We start from the raw sequence: 21169 nt of genomic DNA, 5'->3' as shown, positions 1-21169 counted from the left end.
GTTGGTTATATAAATTTGTCAGCACTGTGTCCTCGACGTTGTCCGGAGGCTTTAGCGCTCTTTTGTGCAGGGTAGTTTCGGAAAGCTGCGATTGCTCCACATGGCGTTCAGTCCACCGCTGTAGGTTACGTTCTTTTTTTACAAAGTCACCCATTTCCTGAAATACGGCATGTGAAACCTCCACCTCATGAGGTATGGCTTGTCCATCCAGAAAGGAAATGTAATACCTGGGCTTTCCGTCTGCGGTTTTTTCCCTCAATATGTATATAGCTGTTTTATCAGCCATTTCTGTTTCCTCCAATCAATCTGAAATTTTTTCAAAATTAGATTGATTGGAGGGCTGCGGCAATTAATATTTATACTATTAGTCCGTATTCCAAAAAATATAATGTAAAACGGTATTGACTTACATTAAGAATTACAATCAATACCGCCTTTCAATTCTACTGCTTTCTCTATTCAATTCCTCAAGATTTCTCTTAAAGAGCTTGCATTTTCTTACGTTCTTCTTTTAGTTATTCTGCTTTCACACTCTCATCTTGAACGATTGCCTTGTTCTCCTCCAGGGTTCTTCTTTTCCATTTATTGTGGTTGGCTATTCCGCATAGAACAATCACTATTAAGTGGGTAATGTAAATATACATCTCCCAAGCAGTTGTCATACCTATCATTACAACGAAGGATATAAGTATAACCATACCATAAAAGATACGGAGCAGTCTCTTAACTATCCATCCGTCATACATGATGTACTGAATCAAAATGATCACACCTAGGATATAGGCACCTATTGTAAATGGATTCACAATATAATATATTTTATACCATATTTCCTCGTGTGCCATTAACTATGTAGCCATTAAAAAAAGAAAACAAATGGTAACAATGTACAAATATACAATAGTAAATAAATATCATAAATGCTGAAGATCACCTTATCCATTTTATTTATTTTCTGTAACTAATGTTTCCTCCTGTTTTTAGTAACAAAGGACGGTTTGCTCCTTTACAAGAGTATCTGTTACTTAAATCATTGGCATAAAATATGTTAACTAGTACTGATATACCTCTTGTTAAGTGACCGATTAAAAAATAAAGTTTTTTAATCTAGCAAGACAAAATCTGCTGGATGTTTTGCTCTGTCTATAAATACAGCTTATATTACTCTATTGGGTCAGCACACCTAGAATTCTCTGTAGCCGCTTATGATTGTAATATTCGATATAAGCTTTTATCATTTCCAAAATAGATTCTTTACTGGTGAGTTTCTTTCCGTAGAGGTCCGCTCTTTTCAGGATGTCCCAGAAATCATCCATTACCTCAGTTACCAATACATTTGGCTACTCTGGACATGCTTTGAGTCATTTCGGCAATTTCAAGCTTTGCATAAAAGGTTATACTGGTATATCGAAATCTTCTTCATTTTAGCCCGTATTGATATATTCTTATTTAAGTTTTCGGGCATGATTTCCTTTAATACATCTGCCCGCATCAAAAGCCTTTCCAAGTATTGTCCCAATACTCCAGTATTCTCTTATTGTAGGAATATAGACTAAAGGATCTATTTTGTTAATGTCAACCTTTTCGTTAATATCAATGCAATCTGCATCCAATTGTGTCTCAACAATTTCTCCAACAAAAATTTTCCATTGTCCGATATCTATCGCCTTAATAACTTTACATTCAAGATTCAATGGACATTCTTCGATAATAGGCGTATTTACAACAATAGACTTCCCTTTTGAAAAGCCCGTTTCGCTAAATTTATCAACTACTTTTCCTGAAGTCAAGCCACAATAATCAACTTGTCTAAACAATGAACTACTTGGTATATTTACAGTAAATTCACCGTACTTTTCTATGCTATTTAATGAATATCTATCATGTTTAAGTGATATACCTATCACCTCTGGGTCAGAACCCATTATACCAATCCAGGCAACCGTAACTATATTAGCATGTTCTATATCACCAGTAACTATTAATGCCGCAGGCACAGGAAAAAGTATATCCTTATGTTTATAATGTTTTTTCATTTTATTTTCTACCTCTCTTATCATTCAGTGAATTATTCAAATTGTCTCCTTGAACTTTGTTACCTATACTTAAAAAACTGATCCTCCCCTCTTTCTGCTACTAATATCGGCCCAATTCATAAGGAACTCTTATATCAATACATTTTCTCCATTTTCTATTTGTTCCTTTATTTTTTCAGTTTCTTCCTCAATATGGGATTCTATAAGTTGGATTTCACTTAATACATTATGAATATTATCAATAGTATCAATAACTGACTTCCTTTTTAAATAAGTACGTTCCAATATTCGTGTAAACTTACTCCAATATTTTTCTGATTCATTATAATAATAGCTCAAATTCTCTAACTTTGCATTTATATTATTTTCATTGAGGTAAATAAAAAGCTGACTAAGCCCTAACTTTTGTAAATAAAAACCCATTAAAGCATATAAAATATGTTGAGGGGCATATTGACCATATCTATTGTTCAATATTTGAGCAATATCCTTATAGTCCTGATTAAACACTCTAATTCCTTCACTATTTGTTATATACTCATGTTCATTTATACTTTGTCTTTTATTAAGATAGCGTTTACATAAAGTGAGTAAATGGTTATCTCTATTTAAATTTTTTTGTAAGTCTCCTAGTTTATTTGAATCTATCCACCAAACACGTTTCCTTCCTCTATCTTTTTCAATAGAATGATATGCAATATCCAATTTTTTTGTGTCAACATAGCCTTCAAAATTGAAATAATTATCTATTATATAACATTTACTATTCTTCAAGTGATCTATCACAACAAAATGGTAATTATGCCATTTTTCAAAGTAGCATCTTTTCTTAATATAATCCTCAAGCAAATAGTATGTATCGATTGAAATAGCAACTTGGATGTGATTACTAAAAAAATGCTCATTGATATCATTAAAATTTAAGGTACTGTCATCTTCCATATAAGTATACTCACATTCAGATACCAATGACTCTTTATAATTATTATTGCATTTAGTAATATAATCGTTATAATAGGAGGATACTGGATCATGATCGAAAATTAATGGGTTTTCCTTTGCTAATGTTTTTTCAGGATCATCCCGTTCAAAGTCTATATAATAGTCTTTATTATAAATGAAACACGGCTCAGAATATTCTAACACCCAATCCAGCAAATCAATTCTCTTTAAAATTACTGATAATGCTTGATAAAAACAATTTGAACCTATCGTAAGTATGTTCTTCATATAACCGCCTCCCCATTTAGTCGAGCGTTTTCCCTTATTTTTCAATGTTTTTAGTTCCATATCTCAGATAAATAAACCTTGATATAGACACTTGTCTGTATCTGTACGAAAATAGAAATTTTAGAGTCCACAAAATAAAATATCGTTGCTTTCATCCTACAGGCCTTTGTGTATACCTCCCACCACCACCTATGGCAGCACACCTCTCATATCTATCGAGATTAGTTTCCCTTGCTGTTTATTCATGATTCTGCCTGTACCTACGACCTTGCCATGTCGCTCATTATCTTTGTCTCATTGTAGTCCCCTTCCTTTGTCAGGATCGTATAGAATACCCGCTAATCCTGGCAGACCATCGCTATTACAGACTGCATTTTCTCAAGAGTATTTTCCTTCCGTATCAGATACTATTTGTATTGCCTTGAATTCTGCATTCTTTCCAATCAGCGAAACTTCAGCCTCGTACAGCACATACCTCAGGCGTTCTCTGCCTCTGTGGCTGATACATCTTTCCCTATTATGCTTTCCGAAACTATCTGCCACGATTGCATCTCTTGCCAGTTTCTGCAACTGCTTCGGGTTATCAAAACGAGTAATGTCGACCACTCCTGCTAAGGAGTCACTAACTGTAGACAGCCCACTCCTTTTAATTGAAATCAACTTATCCATATATGAGTTCTCACTCAGTTACCCTCTATCTTTTGGAGCAGTCTCTTCATCCGCAGTACATACAAATCCATGTCATTCAGTTTCTTCAGTTACATCTTAGCGCTTCCCAGATCCCGACACTATACTCTACGATTGATGCAATACCCAGGCCCTCGTCCTCTACATTCCAGGGCCTCGCAGCTTTGTACCCTTAATCTCAATAAAAAAATCCAAATCCTAAATATAGTAAAGCAGAAACAATACCCGCAATTATCGAATATGGTAAAGAGGCAAACATTACATCTATAGGTTTTATTTCACAAGCTTGCGCGCACATAATCACGCCATCGCCAAATATGCACAGGTTGCTACCTAAAGCAGTACCTGAAAAAACTGCCGCAGCTGTTAGCAGTGGATTTACCCCTACAGATATAGATAAAGGCACAACAATTGGGATAATAATTGCTGCTAAATCCCAAAAGCACCCTGTTGCGAAAGCATAAAGTGAACAAAATATAAATACTATACAAGGCAGATAAGCACCTTTCATAATTGGAGATAAGAAACTAATCATATGCTCTGTCAACATTAAGTCCTTATTTACAATTTGAATTGAAAATGCTAGAACCAGTAAAAATAATGCAAACGCCATATTTATTGTACCTGTAAAGCATGCATTTAATAAATCATAAAATTTGACTTTTTTAGTAATAGTATAAATTATAGATGTTAATATGACACTTGCCATTGCCCCCATTAAAATATTTAAATCACTAACAATCGTTACAACTACCATAGTTAATATAGGTAATAAAAAAAACAATGGATTAGCATGTTGATCCATATCCTTTTTAAGTGGTTTAAGATCTTCGCTTTTTATTAACTTATAATCTTTTTTTACTTTACCCATTAAGGGAATAATTCCTACCGCCTGTAAAATCACAATAATAAAAGCCATCCAGCCATAAAACAGAATTGGCAATACTGATAAATATAGACTGGTTCCCGATATGTTCTGATCAAAATATCCGCTATTTTTCAACAAGGCACTATAAAAAACTCCCCATGTCGAAATTGGCACTAACAAACAGATTGGCGCTGACACACTATTCACTGTATAGGCAAGCTGTGATCTTGGTATTTTCAATTTATCGGTAATACCTTTCATAGTAGTCGAAACAGTTAAAGTTATTAAGTAATCATCTAGAAAAATTAAGGCTCCCATAAAAGAAGTAACTATTAAAGCTATTTTTCTATGTTTTATAATTCTTTCTATGCAGGTACTAAATTCTTCAACTGCATGAGAGGCCTCGAGTAAGCCTAGCAACATTCCAAAGGCTACTATTACCATAATCAACCATTGGCAAGTTTCATTAGATAGGGATTGATATAGATATTCTATTGTTTTCGACAACATGTCGGAAATTTTATAATTTGATAAAATTAAAGATGCAACTAATAACCCACAAACTAATGCAAATAAGCCTCTTCTTGTTATAATTGATATAATTAATACCACTATAATGGGTACTACACTTTCTATAGCACTTACATTCATTTTTCACCTTATATTATGTCATATTTCTTTAATTCTGTAGTTATAAACTTAAATTTTTCATCTATTGCATTGATTTTTTCAACTTTATCATGCAAAAAATATGCTTTCCATTTTTCGTGGATTTCAGAATACTTACTATACAAATAACGAATGTAGGTTAAATCTCTTGCATACTTAAGATATTTCTGTTTTGCTTTTACCTCTAAAATCCTCAAATACGAATGACCTAATTCAGATTCTATGAAATCATAATATTCCAACATCATCTTAGGTATATCATAAAACTCCTTTTTAATGTATTTATGTTCGTATGCCATAAAGCCAAATCTATACCCTACATCGAGATAATCGTCTTTAATTTTCCCTTCCCTTTCCAATTCATTAAAGAGCTCAGTCCCTCTTATTGGTCGCAGATTTAGTAATGCAGGTATGGTAGGATTTAAATCAATAAATCCTTTTATTTCATTTTCAATTTCTTCTAACGTCTGATCGGGAAATCCAATTATAAATGTTCCCCAAATTGTTATACCATATTTTTCAAATTTTTTAAGCTGTGCTTTTGTATCGTTTCCTTTTAATTTCTTATAATCTTTGGTATTAATTGATTCTAATCCTATATTTGCAATTTCCAATTTGATTGCTGAATTTTGTAGTTTTTCTAAATCATATCCCGATAAAATATCTAAAGAGACTGGTGCTACTAAGCTATAGCAACCTTTTTTATCCCTAAAATAGTCAAAAACATCATACCATAATTTTTGGTTTATCAATGCATTTGGTTCTCCAAGAAAAATAAAAAACTCATTTGTACCTAATTTTTCTTCCATTCTCATTATTGCATCATAGATATCTTCTTTCGAAAAGTTATAATCTTTATAGTAACCATTAAATAGAGATGCTGTTGAACAGAAATCACATTTATGAGGACATCCAACCGCAGTGGTAAGAACCGCTGCCGGCAGTCGGTCACTTTTGTTTCCGCTCATTTCAACATATCCTACAGTGGCTGGAATCCTGTATGCTCTGTCCATGTCCTCATTTAATTTTTTTCTTAAATAAGTGACTCCATCGCCGAATTCAATATTTTCTTTTTTAAATAGACTAGAGATTTGGGGGTAATGTGCGCCGACATTTCCTAAGATACACTCTAAATCCGGATAATTTTTATTAACATACTCCATACACTCTTTCAATGCACTATACCCGTCTACAAAAGCAGAAACACATAAATGAGTATAATTATCTGCTTCTAGTTCTTTAATTAATAATTCCTTACTAATCGGTTGGTTAATAACTTTACTAGGGGTAGAAATATTTTCTGCTAACCACATTCCACTGACATTGCCGAACCTCATCGGCGAAACAGTCAATGAATTTAGACTAACTGGCCTTTCTTTGATTTGCAAATTTTCAATTTGAGAGTAATAGTTCGGAAATTCTTCTTTAATATCAGCTTTTATGTTTCTTAAATTGTAAAAATCCTCTTCAACCATCGAAATTACGAATAAAACTTTATTTTCCATTGTTTTTCTCCTATAAATAAAACTATTAAGGATATACTGTCATTTAAATTTCTACATACAACATATTGATTTTTTAAGCATCAGAAAAACTAGAATGGATGCTTGTTTAAATTACCAGCAACCACAGATAGAGCTAATTGCCAATATGCATAAATCTCATATTTACTTAATTCTTTTGTTTCTATCACTGGGAGGCCAGCACCTAAATAATCACATCCCATCCAATATTCATTAAAGTTGTCACTCAAAATATTAATACCACTAGCTTCTGGATTCTTAAAAAGCTCTGTACCCGGATAAGGTACTAAAATAGAACAGTGTGTATATTGAATTAAATCTTTATCTATCATTTCACGAAGCAGCACAATTGTTTTATGTGCCGATTGGTGTGTTTCTCCGGGCAAACCGAATACCCAAAAAGTAAATACATTTACACCTATTGCTCGTATTATTTCACAAGCTTCAATACATTTATTAGGCGTTGCCTTTTTATCAGTATTGTCTAAGAGTTCTTGCTCCGCACTCTCAATTCCTATGCATATCATGATACATCCCGCTCGTTTCATTAATTTAACAATGTTCTTATCAACCAAATCAGCGCGGCTTTGACAAAACCAAATTATTTTTAATTTACGTGTAATTATCTCGTTGCAGAAACTCACGGTATAGTCATAATCACTCATAAAATTTAAATCGCCAAGCATAAATACTCTTTTTCCATAATTATTTATGTAGTATTCTATTTCATCTATAACATTATTGACACTTCTATATCTAAGTTTATTAAACACTTTACTCGGTACGCAGAATGAACAATTGTTGCTACACCCTCTTGAAGTTAAAATCCTTACAATAAAAGAATCAAAATATTTTTTTGGCAACAAACTATATAGTGGGTATGGCAATTCATCTAAATCATCAATGAAATTCCTTGAACCACTAAAAAATATTTCATTTCCTTGCTTATATGCAACACCTTTTACTTTACTACAATCATATTTGTTTTGTATACAATTCAACAATTCTATGATCGTTTGTTCACCCTCCCCAACTATAATATAATCAATTTCTTTGTAATTTGTTAAAATCCTCTCATAATCAAAACTCACATGTACTCCACCCAATATGATAATTGACTTTGGATGTTGGTTTTTAATAATTTTGCTAATTTCAATAGCCCATTTAAAATTTACTGTCAATGGCGATATTGCAATAATGTCAAAAAATTGGTCTTCAATATTTTTCAGGGTATCATATATATCATTCATTTCAATTTTATGATTTGTTTTATCCCTTATCTCCGCATCCAGTAAATGAAAATCAATATATTTTATTTCATAATTATTTTGTTTAAGTATTGAGGCTATATATAGAAATCCAATATTGGGTTCTACAAAACCAGTAAAATTATATTCACGCTCAGTCAATTGATGATTTATGTTCTCTCGTTTCATAATATGAGTGACACTCTCGCTGAGTGTTTTCCAATATGCTTTCTGTATTTCATCGACATTCAAATTTGATTGTAAGATTGGTGGTTGAATCATTAATACTTTATTTTTCATAATTATTTCCTACCTTCAACTAAAATTAGCAACCGTTCAAACGATTTATGACATTTCTCGGGTCTATATTTCAATTTATACTGAAATTCAAGCAGATCTAAATAAAGAATCGACGATTTTTTTGTCACTTTGTATTCGCCGTCATTATATAAATAATCTAAGTCCTCAAATCCTAATTTTTTGAAAATTTTATAACTATCACTACCAACAAATGTATCAATTAATACAATATCTGTATCCGAAGAAATTAAATATTTATATAATTCAACAACGAGCATGGGTAAAATATGTGTGTGTCTTTTCTCATCGGATATTATAAGCCTGCTTATTTCTGTCACCTTTTTATTTTTTATAATATTCATATTACCAACCGTCGTTTTATCTATTATGGGCTTTGGCATACTGTTTTTTATAACACGTGCATATGCAATTATTTCATCACCTCCATTATTAATGTAGTAATGTATAGCATTTTTGTCGTACTTATCATATTCTAATTTTAATAAATCCATATCATCTGAAGCACCTATATATTTTAATTTCTCCACATAATATTTGTATCTAAAATTTAGCAATTTAAGAAAAATGTTTGTCTCATCAGCAGTTACCTTTTTTATTTTTATATCTAATTTCATAATTTCTAACCTATATATTTATTTATAGTACTGACTAATTTATTTAAACTCTTATAATTATCTGGAAGTAGGTCGTCATCATTTAATGTTATTTTGAATACTTCTTCAAGTTCAACTAAGAGATTAACCGCTAAAATAGAATTGATTCCATAAGTTTCAAACAAATCCGCATTCTTATTAACTATTTCATTTTTTTTAATAAATTTATTTTTTATTAAAATTTTAATAATTTCATCTTCTATTTTTTCTATTTGCATATTCTTTCTCCTTGTTATCATAATAATAATTTACTGTATATAATCTTTATCTTTCATAAGCACCTTCTCCTACAATATACTTATGGTTAATACCCCCTACAGCCAGTAAGGAATTACCCATCTTGTTGCTTTAGCTGTTCGAATAATAAGAGTAATCGGTATAACGGGCATCTCCTTGGACTCTGCACCCGTACGAAAGTCTACTAACCAGGTCCTCATTCGCAGTGTTCGTTTTATGCAGGTTGATCCCCCTTCAAGGTGCGTTCGCGTCACACCAGTGTAGATTGAATAGGCAATGAGTAGAACTGGTACTTATCCATTACAACATTTTTAAGGGATGATAAATTTATGAACATGAATGCAGTAGGTATTAACGTAGCCAAGGGCAAGAGCATACTTGCTATCCTCTGCCCTTATGGAAAGATTGTTTCATCACCACTTGAAATCAAACATACTTCTAGTAGAATAAAGTCTTTAATCGAACAGATCAAATCTATCGATGGTGAATCCCGCATAGTTATGGGACACACTGGTCGTTATTACGAGCCTCTAACTTGGGGACTTACGGCAGGTCTTTTTATAACTGCCGTAAGTCCTACATATAAAAAACACTACTATGTAGTAACAGCATTAATTATTTCCACCTAAAACACTTGCTATGTTCCGATAAAAAACTTGTTTACTATCATATAAAAAATACTCTGAAACTTCTTGTACGTACTTTACTGTGTCTTCTAAGGATAAATTAAGGCTAAACATGGGCCAATCTGACGCAAACAAAAGCTGTTCTGGCAGTAAATAAAAAGCTTTACCAAATATATTATATAAATTTGATCTATCTGAAATCATTTTTTGAAACCCTGATATATCTAAATAAATGTTCTTATTGCTTTGGGCCAATTTTGCATAATTATCTAAATAAAGAATACCTGCATGTCCTAAAATCACTTTTAATCTATCAAATTTTGAAGTAATTTTCTTAAGTGCAGCAATATGATTAAAATCCATTTTCATATTGTTCAGCGATTTCCCTACATGTACCAATATCGGCATATTTTTTTTTTGGCATAAATCATATATCGGGTATAACCTTTCATAATCCAATTCAAAGCCTGTTGGCGGATATAATTTTATTCCGCTGATATCATTGGTATATATATATTCCTCCATCATTTTAAAAGCCTCGTTATCTCTTTTTGGATTAATCCCTAAAAATAGGTAAAAACGATCTTTATGTTTATTAAAAATATCTAAATAAAATTCATTTAAATATTTAAACGAAGCATAATCTCTATCGTCGAATAAATCTGCTGCCAATAAAATGCTTTTACTTATATTAGCTCTATCCATTTCAAGTATTTGTTTTTCTGCCCATTTATCTGATAACACGCCCCTTATAATTCTTTCCAACATTTTTTTCTCATTAGATGCTTTGATATTAATAGACATTTCTTCTATAATTCCATTAATAAAATAGGATGGATATAATTCTCTAAATGCAATATGCATATGCGAATCAATAATATTATTCATAATACGCCTCGATTTCTTTTTCAAATATTGAATATATTTTTTCTCTATCTAACTTAAGATTTGATGTCATCATATGATTCTCTATTGTGAATGGCTCTTTAGAAATAAAGAAATTACTTATTCTACTTTTTTTACTCATTTGATTATTTATGTTAGCAATCTCCCTATTGATTACATCAAGTGAAATGTTTTTATCACGAGGTACAATGACAGCAGATAAATTTGGTTTACCATCTCCAAACACAGCAGTTTGCTTTATATATTTAGAACTATTAATTTTATTTTCAATTTCAATTGGGTGAACTTTCTCTCCCGTGGACATTACAATTATTTCTTTAGCTCTGCCGTCTAAATACAAAAAACCTTCACTATCAATATGTCCAATATCTCCTGTAGCTATAGTATTTTGCCCAATGAAAATCTGCGCATTAACAGATTCTGACGTATTTAGATATTTCTTCCCCCATAAGTCCACTGATTTTACAATTATTTGATTATTTTTATCAAATATAACCTCTTTATTATTTAAAATTTTCCCTACACTACCCATTTTATTGCAATTTGGATAGTTTAATGCGATCATTCCTGTTTCAATCAGGCCATAACCCTCGTATATTTTCAAGCCTATCGCCTCAAATGTTTTCAAAATAGCATAAGGAATTGGTGCAGAGCCTGTTATTAAATAACGGATATTGCCTCCTAACAAATTATGTATTTCCGAAAACATAGCGATTTGAATTTTTTTCAATATTTTTTTAGGCAAAACATTATAAAGTTTCATATATATGTTAAACACAAATAATTTCTTCTTTGACGTATATAGATTTTTTAAGAAAGCATCATATATGCTTTCAAATATAAATGGAACTCCTTGGAATAAAGTTGGCTTAAATCTTCTAAATGCCCACATTAATTCGCTTGGTTTTGCTAGACATATATTAAAACCAATTAGAATTGCACTATACATATAACATCTTGAAGAAAACTGTGACATAGGTAGACAAGCTAATATTTTATCATTCGAGAGTAAATTAAATTTTCTAACGCAATTATTTATAAACTCATTAGCACTACTGAGTTTAATCTCTAAGCCTTTTGGAGTTCCTGTTGATCCTGAAGTAAAAATAATTGAAAATATATCACCAACAGTAAAGTTTATTTTAAGTGAATTCTTAAAATTGGGTTCTTTACTTTTAACTATTTCTGTTATTTCATTTATGGAACATATCTTACTTTTTGAGTTTTTATATATCTTATCAAATTCATCATAAATCAAATAACTGAGATCATATAATGAAAATAATTCGTTAACCCCATTCAGCTTGTCATTTTTATGGAATGAAACTAATATATATCCATTTGCTAAACAAGCAAGATCACATATAAGATATTCGTAACAATTGGACGCAATTAAACCAATTCTATCATTTTGTTTCAGTCCCCTATTATGTAAAAACTCGCTAATGATTTGCACATCTCTATATATTTCATAGAAATATTTTTTTTGTCCCTTATATTCAATATAATTTACATTATTTTCTTCTAGTTTTCTGAATAACTCTTCCATAGTTGGTTACCTCTTTATTTACTGATTTTGATTTAAAATGATTTTTTACATTATTTTATAGAAATTAGTTTTTTAATGATAACTAAGAATTAGTTAAATTTGAATTGGTTGAAACCGAAGTGACCAAAATTAGTACCGAAAGGGATAGCTAATCCAATTTCCATATCTCGCTGTCCAGTGATTGAAAACCGCAAATCCATTTTAAGAGGCCACCATTCTAAAGGTGGAAACCTTTGTCATGACCAAATTTTGCAAGTGGGTTTTATCATGCAAGAAACAACAAAAACCACCATTTTGAACGGCGGTCATGATAAAATAGAAGTAAGAAAAACGTTGCAGTTTCAAAGGAGGAGGCCATGTAAGTTACCAGACATCATCGTCAAGAAAAAATGGAACTGGTTCTTCTGGAAGAACTGACCCCGGAAGACCACCTGCTTCGGAAAATTGATCGACATATCGATTTTTCTTTCATCAATGAACTCCGTGCTCCCTACTACAGCAAGGACAATGGCCGTCTGGCAATTGAGCCGGAGGTACTGTTCAAAATACTGTTCCTTGGCTATCTGTACGAAATTCGAAGGCTATGGCCTAAAAGATCCCTTGTCGGACGTCAGCGTGATCTGGCAGCACCTGAAAGCGAACGTAAACAAGAACAAGTTCGAGAACCAGGAAGTGGAGCTGACCCCAAAAGCCTATCTAAAAGAATTAGACGAAGCTGTAGCCAAAGACCGAAAGGCCCACGGAAGGAAACCCCTGAAAAAAAGCGGGGAAGAGAAACCCAAAACCAAAGAGGCGAAATGCAGCACGACGAACCAGGACAGCGAATTCATGCATCGAGGCGGGAAACCAAAAGGATTCTTCTATCTGCACCACTGTACGGTGGACGCGAAAGCCAACATCATAACCGACGTGTTCGTGACGGCCGGTAACGTTAACGACACGATACCGTATTTGGACCGAATCAAGGCGCAAATGGAGAAGTATGGGTTCGCGGTGAAACGGGTCGGAATCGACGCGGGATACAATACGCCATACATTTGTAAAGAATTGTACGATATGGGGATCCGGGCCGCGGTCGGGCATCAGCATAGTCGGGGAGCAAAAGGGAAGATCGGGAAATGGCAGTTCAAATATATCCCGGAATGGGACGTTTACATCTGTCCGGAACGGACGTACCTGGAGTACCGAACCACGAATCGGGACGGATATCGTGAATACCAGGTGCCAAAGATGCTCCAGGAAACAGGAACGCCTGACATCGAAGCAAACATGCCGGACGTTGATGCGGCATGTATATGAGGGCTATAAAGAATTTCAACAGCTTTACACGCTAAGCGAAGAAGGAAAAGAGGGTTCTTTCTTCCAAAGCGTTCGCATATTGGGATGAAATTTACAATTACAAAACCCGGCAATTTCTCTTACTGGGTTTGCCGGCAGTCTGATTAATATCATAAATATTAATGCCAGTTATAGCATTTCAATGTGTGAGGTATATGGATTAGACAAAGCTTCTAATAGAGCTCATATTGGTGATTTTCATGCCCCAGGCTATCAGTTTCACTGCATAGGAATATTAAACTTGATATTTTCCTACTGTTTGCCTCTGAGTATATATTTTTTCCTTTCCAGTACTCAACTATTACCAAACTATCTAATATAAAATATAATTAATAATCAAATAATTATATGGAGTTTTTGAATAAATGAAAAGAATCGATAATTTATTAAATAGTATAGGCATAAGAGATCAGCTTACAATTATAAAAATTAAATATGGTTTAGAAATAATACGGTCAGAATTATCTAAAATACTTTTTCTATTAATTATTTTTGTATTCCTTAATAAGAGTATAGAATATGTTTTCGCTCTATCAATTCTATCACCTATAAGATGTTTTTCTGGAGGTTTACACCTCAAAACAAATATAGGCTGTTTTTTATTTAGCCTACTTATATATACTTTAATAATTATTGCATTACCTAATATACCTCTCCCTATTTATATTTATTATTTACTACTAATTATATCTTTCTTGATAATATTAGTTTTATCCCCAGTTTATACAAAAAAAAGGCCCATTCAGACCAAAGAACGATATCTGTTTCTTAAAAGGAGAACTGTTTTAATAAGTATAGTCTGTTTTTTAATTATCGTTTCTATATCCATTATAGGCTATATAGAAGTATTTATTATTGGCTGTTGGGTTATGGTAGTACAAGCAAGTCAATTAATTATTGCCAAAAAAATCAATTGGAAGGAGGCACTAACTTGAAAACTATTCTATCAAAAATAGCATTTTACATCAGTAGTTTACTTGTATTCATAGCAAACATTTCAATAAGCACAACGACATTTTGTCTATGGTATGAACCAAATTGTCCAGAAATATTATTAAACAAATAGACAAACAAACATTTTCAACAAAATGATAGCTATAGTAATATTTTCAATGTTTCTCAAGCAATGATTACTATAAGCATATCAAGTGTATATGGCATGCCATGTGGAAACTACGATAATAGCATGCCATATATCTTCTGACTTATTTATACTAAGAATTTTTCACAAACAACTAAATGCTTGACAAGATTATATTTTCTTATGACCTTTAAATATGAGCTAAAAAGTCTAGTGTATCCGCTTTATCATTTTATATTATGTAATGAATCTCAGTTATAAAGTATCCCTCATGGTAATCTAAAATTAATTTCATATTCTTCTTTTTTAATGTCTCTATTACACTATTTAAACCTATTCCCCTCCCATAATTTTTTGTTGTAAATCCAGTTTCTACAAAATTAGGTATAGTTGAAACATCAAACGTTGGTGATACTGTATTCTTAAGAACAAAGCGATCATAATCAGAGAGTAATATAATCTTTCTATTGTCTTTAGGTAATTTTAGTACTTCGTCAACAGCATTATTAATTAAATTTGATAGAACTACTATTAACTCATCTTGTGTGAATTTATATTCTGATATCGCCCTTGCTATTGTATAGTTAAATTCAATACTTTTCTCCTTTATGTCTAAGAGAACATATGAAAGATAGGCCGCAAAAAAGGCATTATCAGCAATAATATATTCTCTACCTCCAACCTGCTTTTCATAATCAGCTTTTAATGCTTCTATATAAGATATAGCATCTTCCTTGACCTTATCTAAAGATCGACCATTTTCCACAATTGCTATCAATGCCCCTAGATGGCCTCTAAAATTATGTTCATTTTGCTTTAATTTTAAATTCGTATTTGCCATTAATTCAGAATAATGTGACACTATCTTTAATTTTTTCTTTTGCTTTTCCATTTTCACTATGACATAAATTAGACAGGCATTTAAACAAAAATACGCTAGTAACAAAACTAAAACTTCTGTTATATCACCGTAAAAACTTCTCGTTTTATTATAAATAAGGTTAGTTATTATCGTTAGTAAGATAAAGAGATTAAATAGTATTAAAAGAATTAATGCCCGATTGACCGAAAAAATTTGATTTATAATCATCTGTATCTTTTTAGTAAAATATGCTATGATACAGCACCCTAATATTATAATAAAAAAGCATAATACAACTATCGGATTTGTTAAAATATTTACTTTACAAAATCCTAATATAATGGTTATAATTAATTGTGTAGACGTTAATATAAATATTGAAATAGGGCAGTCATAAACAAGCATTCTCCAGTTCTTGATTTTAAGAAGTATATAAATTAATGTATACACTAAAACGCTTAAGAATAGATGATATGTTAAATTGTAGAAATTTATAAGAGTAGCAGTTAATCCCACTATTAGAATAAGCATAATAAATTTTAAATAGCTTAGCTTATCGTTTTTATTTAAAGTAATGGTTATCATATAGAGGATAGCCGCTTCCAAACAACTAAAACAAAAAGTTATTAAGTTATTCACCATGTTTTTTATTCTCCATAAACTTATCAATAACCGCAATTTTATAGGTATAGCTTAATGGACATTTTATGCTTCCATCTTTTGTAAAATACAGATCGCTTGATTTATATGTAATGTGGCAGATCTTATATATTTTATTTATGTTTACATAACATTTCCTATGACACTGTATGAAGTTTTCATTATTAATTTCTTCTATAATCTCATTTAAATTCTTCCTTTTTACTCTATAATTAGCATCATAAGTCACTATATTAGGTACTCTATTTATAGTCTCAATATACAATATCTCATCTATCGATAATCTAACTTCAATATTATCGCAAATTTGGAAAGAAAATTTATCAACATTCATTTTCTCCTTTTGGGCTATAACGCCTTCAAGAAATGGGCCTATCACAGCATTAAATTCCTCACTTGTATAGGGCTTTTGAATATAACCACAATGATGATATTCACGATATACCTCTAGTGTATCGTTATGTGTTATGGTAATAAAGACAATTGGAAAAAAACGCATTTTGTTTATTCTTCGCATTCTAAAAGCCAATTCAAATCCGTCCATTCCAGGCATCTCGATATCAATTAATGCTCCGTCAAGATGTCCTCTAGATATTATTTCATACGCACTATTTCCCGAACTAGCTTTATAAATTCTAACGTTACTACTTATTTTGTTTATTAGTTTAACGCAATAATCTAAATCTCGCAAATTATCTTCTACAACAAGGATATTAACCATATTATATCTCCTTTGTTCACTAAAGTTTTTAATATTATATAACATAAAACTATCAATTTGCATGTTTTAAATGAGACCCTCACAAATCTTATAGATTACAATTATTGCTATAAATTGCATATACTCGATATTCCACCTCTCAGCATACCTATCATACCTTTCCGATAACTCCATTGCAGTTTTAACATTATCACAGCTTCAGTTATAATGCATTTTTTCAAAAACCCATCGGTCGAGCAAGAAATCATTCCATTATATATTGTTGTTTGTAATAAATATATACAATTTGAACCTACTGATTTTTCAATTCATCCCCAATTTTTTCTTAATCTCAACCTTATTCATCATTTGAATTTCTATATCTCAGAAAAATCAAATTATAATGTCCACCTCTCTATAAAAACAGCTACTTTCACTCCCTCATTGAATGCAATCAAATTATAACACACAAATTTTTACGAATCTGCTTTTTGCAATACTTTCATTAAAACTAATAAGCTTCATTTAATCTTGAATTTTATAATACCCCACTAGAACAAAATCACCTTTGAGCGATGTTATTCCTTCGGTCTATCGCTTCCGCGATAAGAAACGAGCTAAGGAAAATCTTTATTATGTTTATATGACCGCCAGTACCAACAAGTGTCTGCGTATTTACCACTTCAAGTCAAAGAGTGCCTGCGGAACTTAGAGTAGACGAAATAGCTTTTCTATCCATCTCCTTCCCACAAGCCAGCTAATCAGGTGGCTTAAAATTCGTACCCAAAATTCAACTTTACACTTTTTCAAAAAGTACTTGGCTTTTTATTAGCAGGCTTTCAAAAGGTTTATTTTTCACAATCCAAATCAATTTGCACAACATCCTCTATACCACACTCCAAAATCTCACACAGTTCTGCAATTGTAGACAAATTCACATTCTCCCCTTGCTGCAATCGATATAGTGTCCCTTTATTAAAATGACGCTTAACGGTCAGTTCATAAGTTGTTATACCTCTATTGCGCATAGTTTTCCAAAGCGGATCATATGAAATTGTCGCTTTTTTCCGCATAATTCAGGCCTCTCCTTACTGCAATTATATTTTCACAATTGTCTATTGGATATACCTAATAACTTAGGTATATCCAATAGATGTGCCCGTATAACAATAAGCTCTGCTTGCAAACTAACAATTTGATTATATTTTTAAAATTTTCACTTAATTATATTGATGGCTTTATCAATACTTAGGCACCCCATATCCCACAATCCACGAGCTCCCCAGATCATAACTCTTTTTCCTGCACATATTTCTGGAATTACCTTCGATGGTACTAACCTTTCCCTTAGAGGTATTTACTACAATTCCCACATGGTCAATCTTCTGATCTCCATTCCAGTTAAAGAAAATAACATCTCCCGCCTTGGGCATATAACTGCGATCCTTCCACTGCCCATGCTCTCGAAACCAAGCGGCCCCGTTCATACAACTGGCAAACTTGGGGAAAATTCCGCTTTCAATATAGCCGCACTGATTGGCGCACCAAGAAACAAAGCAAGCGCACCAGGCAACACGAGAATGAAAACCATACCAGGACCAATAGGGCTGGCCGCCGACATTCCCCTCCTGCTTCAGCGCAATCTGCACAATGGCCTGATCACCTGCTCCTGTCGGTACCCGGCCGAAGGCATAATAGCGCAGCACATGGGGTACATATTCCTTGTCTCCATAGCTTTTCCACCCTAGTTTTTTCGCCATCATCTCGGAAAAGGCAACCGCATTTTCCGCTGTGTAGTGTCCGTCCCGTTTCTTTGCCCAGGAAATGTACCCATTCCCATAGTTATAGCCCTGTAAGGCGGTTTTAATGCTGTCCATATCCATGGGATTCTTCGCCCCTGCATCTTTCAGACAAGCCGCTAGATTCTCAATACCCACGTTAATGGAATATTCCGGGTCAGGAATACCGTTTGGCGTATGGGGATATTTCTTGTTATATCCGCATTCCGCTGCCTGCATCGGGTCGCTTCCCCGTCCTCCCGATTCCTGCATCATTACCGCCTTGATCAATTCCACATATTCGGGGATACCGTGCTGTGCCGCATACTTCTGTATCAGCGGCTCATAGGCTTCCACCTCGGGACTGACGGAACTGACCGCACTGGCATTATCCCCTCCTACCGTATAAAGAATTCCCCCAAAGAGAATGATCATCACCAGAATCAGTATCACCACCCCGCCGCCGGAGGCTGCCGCAAGCACTAGAGCCTTTGTTGCCTGCGCTAAGGTTTTCAGTGTTTTGCGGGCAATGGCTTTCGTCCGTTTTGTCAGAGGCTTTCCCTGACGGGCCGTATGACGGGCTATCTGGTAAGCACGTTTTGCCTGCCTTCTCGAAACCTTGATTCCGCTTTGTATTTCCAACTCTCTTCGTTCAGCCTGCCTGGCCGTCTTAATGCCCGCGCCTGCTACTGACTTTCCTGTCATGGCCGCACGATCTGCTTGTCCTGAATTGCCGCTTCTATTAAGGTGCGATTTTTTTCGCACCCTTGCTGCTTTCTCATAGTCGAATGGCGCGCCTTTCTTCTCTGTTAAAGGCATGTTACCAGAATCAGCAGGTGTAAAAGCTGCTCCGGCTGCCGGATTGTCTGTCCTACCGTCCACCACTTGTTCTTTCACCGTCTTGTCCCGCTTGCGGATTCGCTCCAAGACCTTTCCCCCCTGCCGGTTTGCCTGAGAGATCGCTTTATGGGTGGCTTGGTCTGCGGTGCTGACAATTGCCCCTTGTGCGTATTCTACCGGTGAGCTTCTTTGTGTTTCTCTGCGCTCTGGCTCTGCGTATTCTTTTGTACGAACATACACCGGTTTCATATGTTGTGCGACCGCCGCTGCTTTGTCCATAACTTTGATATCTTTCACAATTTCTTTGACTTTGATCTCTCTGCCCACGTGTCTCCCCTTCTTTCCTAGTACATCCCCCTACACCCATTGAAAAAAGGCAGGCTCATAGGAACCCGTCTCCGTCAACGCACCTTGTCTTTCAGTCTTGGCTCCGCTCCTTTCATGGATTGCGATTTCCGGGCAACTTTTAGTTCTTGGCGCACCGAATGGGTTTCAATACCCGTTTGTTGAAAAGCTTCCACCTTCGCTAATGCCGCATCGGTCTTCCGCTCCAGGCCGGAAACGGTTTTTGCCAATCGTTTGAGTACGTTTTGCAGCCTTCCAAGCAGCCCCTTGTCCGACTGGACACCTTTGGCAGGTAACGTTTCTTTTCCCACCATAGCCCTCCCTGCATTTTTTGCATGGATACCGGCCGCCTGAATTTCCTTCTGTACCCTGCCGATCTGCGCAATGCTTCGTTCAATCTGTTTCGACGTGCCATGCAATCCCTCTTTTAAGTGGGCCAGCGCTGCGGGAATTTTCATGGCCGCTACCGTCCTTTGCAGCGCGCCCGTACCTTGCTGCTGAATCTTTGACACAGAAGTTTTGGCATTCCGTATCAGATTATCTTTCACTCGTACAATCTGATTTCCGGTGTTCACCGCAGCCCCAAGCGCATCGGAAAGCCCCTCTACCCCATACCACTGCTGGAATCGTTTCAGCTGTTCATTGACCGCTTTCAATTCTTCCAACACCGCTTGGAACTGCTGGTCCATTTCATCCAGATACTTTACTAAAAGCACTACTTGCTGCTGTTCTTTTTGGAGGCCATGCGCATTCAAAACCGAAAGGAAGCGCTGAATCTCTTCCTGTTTCTCTAACCCCGTTCCTTGCATGGTGCACCCTCCAATCCCATTGCCTCATGTTTCTCCTCATACGGATCGGGCAAATCTCTGACATATTCCGGATATCGCAGTTTAATCGCTTCAAAAAAATATGGAGCAAGATCGCAGGAAAACAAAGATTCCGGCGTGAACATAGATTCCTGGCCTTGCTCCACATAGCCGTTCCAAAGGTTGAAGGCCAGACACGTAGCCCGT

Annotated in this window: 22 protein-coding genes and 1 pseudogene; 4 read left to right on the top strand and 19 right to left on the bottom strand. The window is 34.2% G+C overall.

Annotation, left to right across the window (positions count from 1 at the left end):
- The 11 genes and pseudogenes from NE619_RS17120 to NE619_RS17075 form a co-directional block, all read right to left on the bottom strand.
- Nucleotides 1-286: pseudogene (locus NE619_RS17120) on the bottom strand (sigma-70 family RNA polymerase sigma factor); the annotation flags it as partial.
- Nucleotides 287-515: 229 nt separating this feature from the next.
- The gene (locus NE619_RS17115) at nt 516-761 is read right to left on the bottom strand and encodes a hypothetical protein (protein WP_256133695.1); all 246 of its coding nucleotides are present in this window, start codon (nt 759-761) and stop codon (nt 516-518) included.
- A gap of 405 nt (nt 762-1166) precedes the next feature.
- Nucleotides 1167-1316, bottom strand: a complete 150-nt coding sequence (locus tag NE619_RS19335; RefSeq protein ID WP_420314516.1) for an IS3 family transposase — start codon at nt 1314-1316, stop codon at nt 1167-1169.
- A gap of 129 nt (nt 1317-1445) precedes the next feature.
- Entirely contained in the window at nt 1446-2036 is a 591-nt protein-coding gene (locus NE619_RS17110; RefSeq protein WP_256133694.1) for a flavin reductase family protein, read from the bottom strand.
- Between the two features lie 129 nt (nt 2037-2165).
- Nucleotides 2166-3266, bottom strand: coding sequence for a hypothetical protein (locus tag NE619_RS17105; RefSeq protein ID WP_256133693.1), 1101 nt, complete (start codon nt 3264-3266; stop codon nt 2166-2168).
- A 378-nt stretch (nt 3267-3644) separates the two neighbouring features.
- The gene (locus tag NE619_RS17100; protein WP_256133692.1) at nt 3645-3935 is read right to left on the bottom strand and encodes an IS110 family transposase; all 291 of its coding nucleotides are present in this window, start codon (nt 3933-3935) and stop codon (nt 3645-3647) included.
- 196 nt (nt 3936-4131) lie between these two features.
- Nucleotides 4132-5472: a Na+/H+ antiporter NhaC family protein gene (locus tag NE619_RS17095; protein WP_256133691.1), complete on the bottom strand. Its 1341-nt coding sequence runs from the start codon at nt 5470-5472 to the stop codon at nt 4132-4134.
- Between the two features lie 8 nt (nt 5473-5480).
- Nucleotides 5481-6995 carry a B12-binding domain-containing radical SAM protein gene (locus NE619_RS17090; protein WP_256133690.1) on the bottom strand — a complete coding sequence of 505 codons (1515 nt, stop codon included), beginning with the start codon at nt 6993-6995 and terminating at the stop codon, nt 5481-5483.
- An 89-nt stretch (nt 6996-7084) separates the two neighbouring features.
- Nucleotides 7085-8560 carry a B12-binding domain-containing radical SAM protein gene (locus tag NE619_RS17085; RefSeq protein WP_256133689.1) on the bottom strand — a complete coding sequence of 492 codons (1476 nt, stop codon included), beginning with the start codon at nt 8558-8560 and terminating at the stop codon, nt 7085-7087.
- Between the two features lie 2 nt (nt 8561-8562).
- Entirely contained in the window at nt 8563-9195 is a 633-nt protein-coding gene (locus NE619_RS17080; protein ID WP_256133688.1) for a GNAT family N-acyltransferase, read from the bottom strand.
- Nucleotides 9196-9200: 5 nt separating this feature from the next.
- Nucleotides 9201-9452 (bottom strand): acyl carrier protein, encoded by a 252-nt coding sequence (locus NE619_RS17075; RefSeq protein WP_256133687.1) that lies wholly within the window; start codon nt 9450-9452, stop codon nt 9201-9203.
- A 348-nt stretch (nt 9453-9800) separates the two neighbouring features.
- Between NE619_RS17075 and NE619_RS17070 the strand changes: the two genes are divergently transcribed.
- A complete protein-coding gene (locus NE619_RS17070) occupies nt 9801-10100 on the top strand; it encodes an IS110 family transposase (RefSeq protein WP_330640833.1) in 300 nt (99 codons plus the stop codon).
- On the opposite strand, the gene NE619_RS17065 is transcribed toward NE619_RS17070, so the two are convergent.
- Nucleotides 10083-10985, bottom strand: a complete 903-nt coding sequence (locus tag NE619_RS17065) for an amidohydrolase family protein (protein ID WP_256133686.1) — start codon at nt 10983-10985, stop codon at nt 10083-10085. The genes NE619_RS17070 and NE619_RS17065 overlap by 18 nt on opposite strands.
- The gene (locus NE619_RS17060) at nt 10978-12552 is read right to left on the bottom strand and encodes an AMP-binding protein (protein ID WP_256133685.1); all 1575 of its coding nucleotides are present in this window, start codon (nt 12550-12552) and stop codon (nt 10978-10980) included. The genes NE619_RS17065 and NE619_RS17060 overlap by 8 nt, the downstream gene beginning before the upstream one ends.
- Before the next feature lie 555 nt (nt 12553-13107).
- Between NE619_RS17060 and NE619_RS17055 the strand changes: the two genes are divergently transcribed.
- From NE619_RS17055 to NE619_RS19330, 3 genes are all read left to right on the top strand, one after another.
- Complete coding sequence (locus NE619_RS17055) at nt 13108-13851, top strand: hypothetical protein (RefSeq protein ID WP_256133684.1); 744 nt, start codon at nt 13108-13110, stop codon at nt 13849-13851.
- Between the two features lie 404 nt (nt 13852-14255).
- Nucleotides 14256-14825 (top strand): accessory gene regulator B family protein, encoded by a 570-nt coding sequence (locus tag NE619_RS17050; RefSeq protein WP_256133683.1) that lies wholly within the window; start codon nt 14256-14258, stop codon nt 14823-14825.
- The gene (locus tag NE619_RS19330) at nt 14753-14956 is read left to right on the top strand and encodes a cyclic lactone autoinducer peptide (protein ID WP_420314514.1); all 204 of its coding nucleotides are present in this window, start codon (nt 14753-14755) and stop codon (nt 14954-14956) included. Before NE619_RS17050 ends, NE619_RS19330 begins: the two co-directional genes overlap by 73 nt.
- A 247-nt stretch (nt 14957-15203) precedes the next feature.
- On the opposite strand, the gene NE619_RS17045 is transcribed toward NE619_RS19330, so the two are convergent.
- From NE619_RS17045 to NE619_RS17015, 6 genes are all read right to left on the bottom strand, one after another.
- Nucleotides 15204-15863: a GHKL domain-containing protein gene (locus NE619_RS17045; protein WP_256133682.1), complete on the bottom strand. Its 660-nt coding sequence runs from the start codon at nt 15861-15863 to the stop codon at nt 15204-15206.
- A 601-nt stretch (nt 15864-16464) separates the two neighbouring features.
- On the bottom strand, nt 16465-17214 hold the full coding sequence (locus tag NE619_RS17040) for a LytR/AlgR family response regulator transcription factor (RefSeq protein ID WP_256133681.1): 750 nt from the start codon (nt 17212-17214) through the stop codon (nt 16465-16467).
- A gap of 827 nt (nt 17215-18041) precedes the next feature.
- Nucleotides 18042-18266, bottom strand: coding sequence for a helix-turn-helix domain-containing protein (locus NE619_RS17030; RefSeq protein WP_256133680.1), 225 nt, complete (start codon nt 18264-18266; stop codon nt 18042-18044).
- Nucleotides 18267-18434: 168 nt separating this feature from the next.
- The gene (locus tag NE619_RS17025; protein WP_256133679.1) at nt 18435-20138 is read right to left on the bottom strand and encodes a lysozyme family protein; all 1704 of its coding nucleotides are present in this window, start codon (nt 20136-20138) and stop codon (nt 18435-18437) included.
- A 74-nt stretch (nt 20139-20212) separates the two neighbouring features.
- A complete protein-coding gene (locus NE619_RS17020; protein ID WP_256133678.1) occupies nt 20213-20965 on the bottom strand; it encodes a DUF6674 family protein in 753 nt (250 codons plus the stop codon).
- Nucleotides 20947-21169: DUF6075 family protein (locus tag NE619_RS17015; protein WP_256133677.1), on the bottom strand; the 223-nt coding region annotated here is incomplete at its 5' end. The genes NE619_RS17020 and NE619_RS17015, both read right to left, overlap by 19 nt.

It is taken from the genome of Anaerovorax odorimutans (assembly GCF_024459955.1).
GTDB lineage: Bacteria > Bacillota > Clostridia > Peptostreptococcales > Anaerovoracaceae > Hominibacterium > Hominibacterium odorimutans_A.
The sequence above is the reverse complement of the archived record's forward strand: the minus strand, read 5'-3'. Positions and strand labels throughout refer to the sequence as shown.

Excerpts from the sequence above, each read along its gene's own strand:
- NE619_RS17105 (WP_256133693.1), bottom strand. The coding sequence starts at position 3,266 with ATGAAGAACATACTTACGATAGGTTCAAATTGTTTTTATCAAGCATTA.
- NE619_RS17030 (WP_256133680.1), bottom strand. The coding sequence starts at position 18,266 with ATGCGGAAAAAAGCGACAATTTCATATGATCCGCTTTGGAAAACTATG.
- NE619_RS17065 (WP_256133686.1), bottom strand. The coding sequence starts at position 10,985 with ATGAATAATATTATTGATTCGCATATGCATATTGCATTTAGAGAATTA.
- NE619_RS17050 (WP_256133683.1), top strand. The coding sequence starts at position 14,256 with ATGAAAAGAATCGATAATTTATTAAATAGTATAGGCATAAGAGATCAG.
- NE619_RS17095 (WP_256133691.1), bottom strand. The coding sequence starts at position 5,472 with ATGAATGTAAGTGCTATAGAAAGTGTAGTACCCATTATAGTGGTATTA.
- NE619_RS17085 (WP_256133689.1), bottom strand. The coding sequence starts at position 8,560 with ATGAAAAATAAAGTATTAATGATTCAACCACCAATCTTACAATCAAAT.
- NE619_RS17020 (WP_256133678.1), bottom strand. The coding sequence starts at position 20,965 with ATGCAAGGAACGGGGTTAGAGAAACAGGAAGAGATTCAGCGCTTCCTT.
- NE619_RS17070 (WP_330640833.1), top strand. The coding sequence starts at position 9,801 with ATGAACATGAATGCAGTAGGTATTAACGTAGCCAAGGGCAAGAGCATA.
- NE619_RS19335 (WP_420314516.1), bottom strand. The coding sequence starts at position 1,316 with ATGGATGATTTCTGGGACATCCTGAAAAGAGCGGACCTCTACGGAAAG.
- NE619_RS17045 (WP_256133682.1), bottom strand. The coding sequence starts at position 15,863 with ATGGAAAAGCAAAAGAAAAAATTAAAGATAGTGTCACATTATTCTGAA.
- NE619_RS17075 (WP_256133687.1), bottom strand. The coding sequence starts at position 9,452 with ATGCAAATAGAAAAAATAGAAGATGAAATTATTAAAATTTTAATAAAA.
- NE619_RS17100 (WP_256133692.1), bottom strand. The coding sequence starts at position 3,935 with ATGGATAAGTTGATTTCAATTAAAAGGAGTGGGCTGTCTACAGTTAGT.
- NE619_RS17040 (WP_256133681.1), bottom strand. The coding sequence starts at position 17,214 with ATGGTTAATATCCTTGTTGTAGAAGATAATTTGCGAGATTTAGATTAT.
- NE619_RS17060 (WP_256133685.1), bottom strand. The coding sequence starts at position 12,552 with ATGGAAGAGTTATTCAGAAAACTAGAAGAAAATAATGTAAATTATATT.
- NE619_RS17080 (WP_256133688.1), bottom strand. The coding sequence starts at position 9,195 with ATGAAATTAGATATAAAAATAAAAAAGGTAACTGCTGATGAGACAAAC.
- NE619_RS17090 (WP_256133690.1), bottom strand. The coding sequence starts at position 6,995 with ATGGAAAATAAAGTTTTATTCGTAATTTCGATGGTTGAAGAGGATTTT.
- NE619_RS17110 (WP_256133694.1), bottom strand. The coding sequence starts at position 2,036 with ATGAAAAAACATTATAAACATAAGGATATACTTTTTCCTGTGCCTGCG.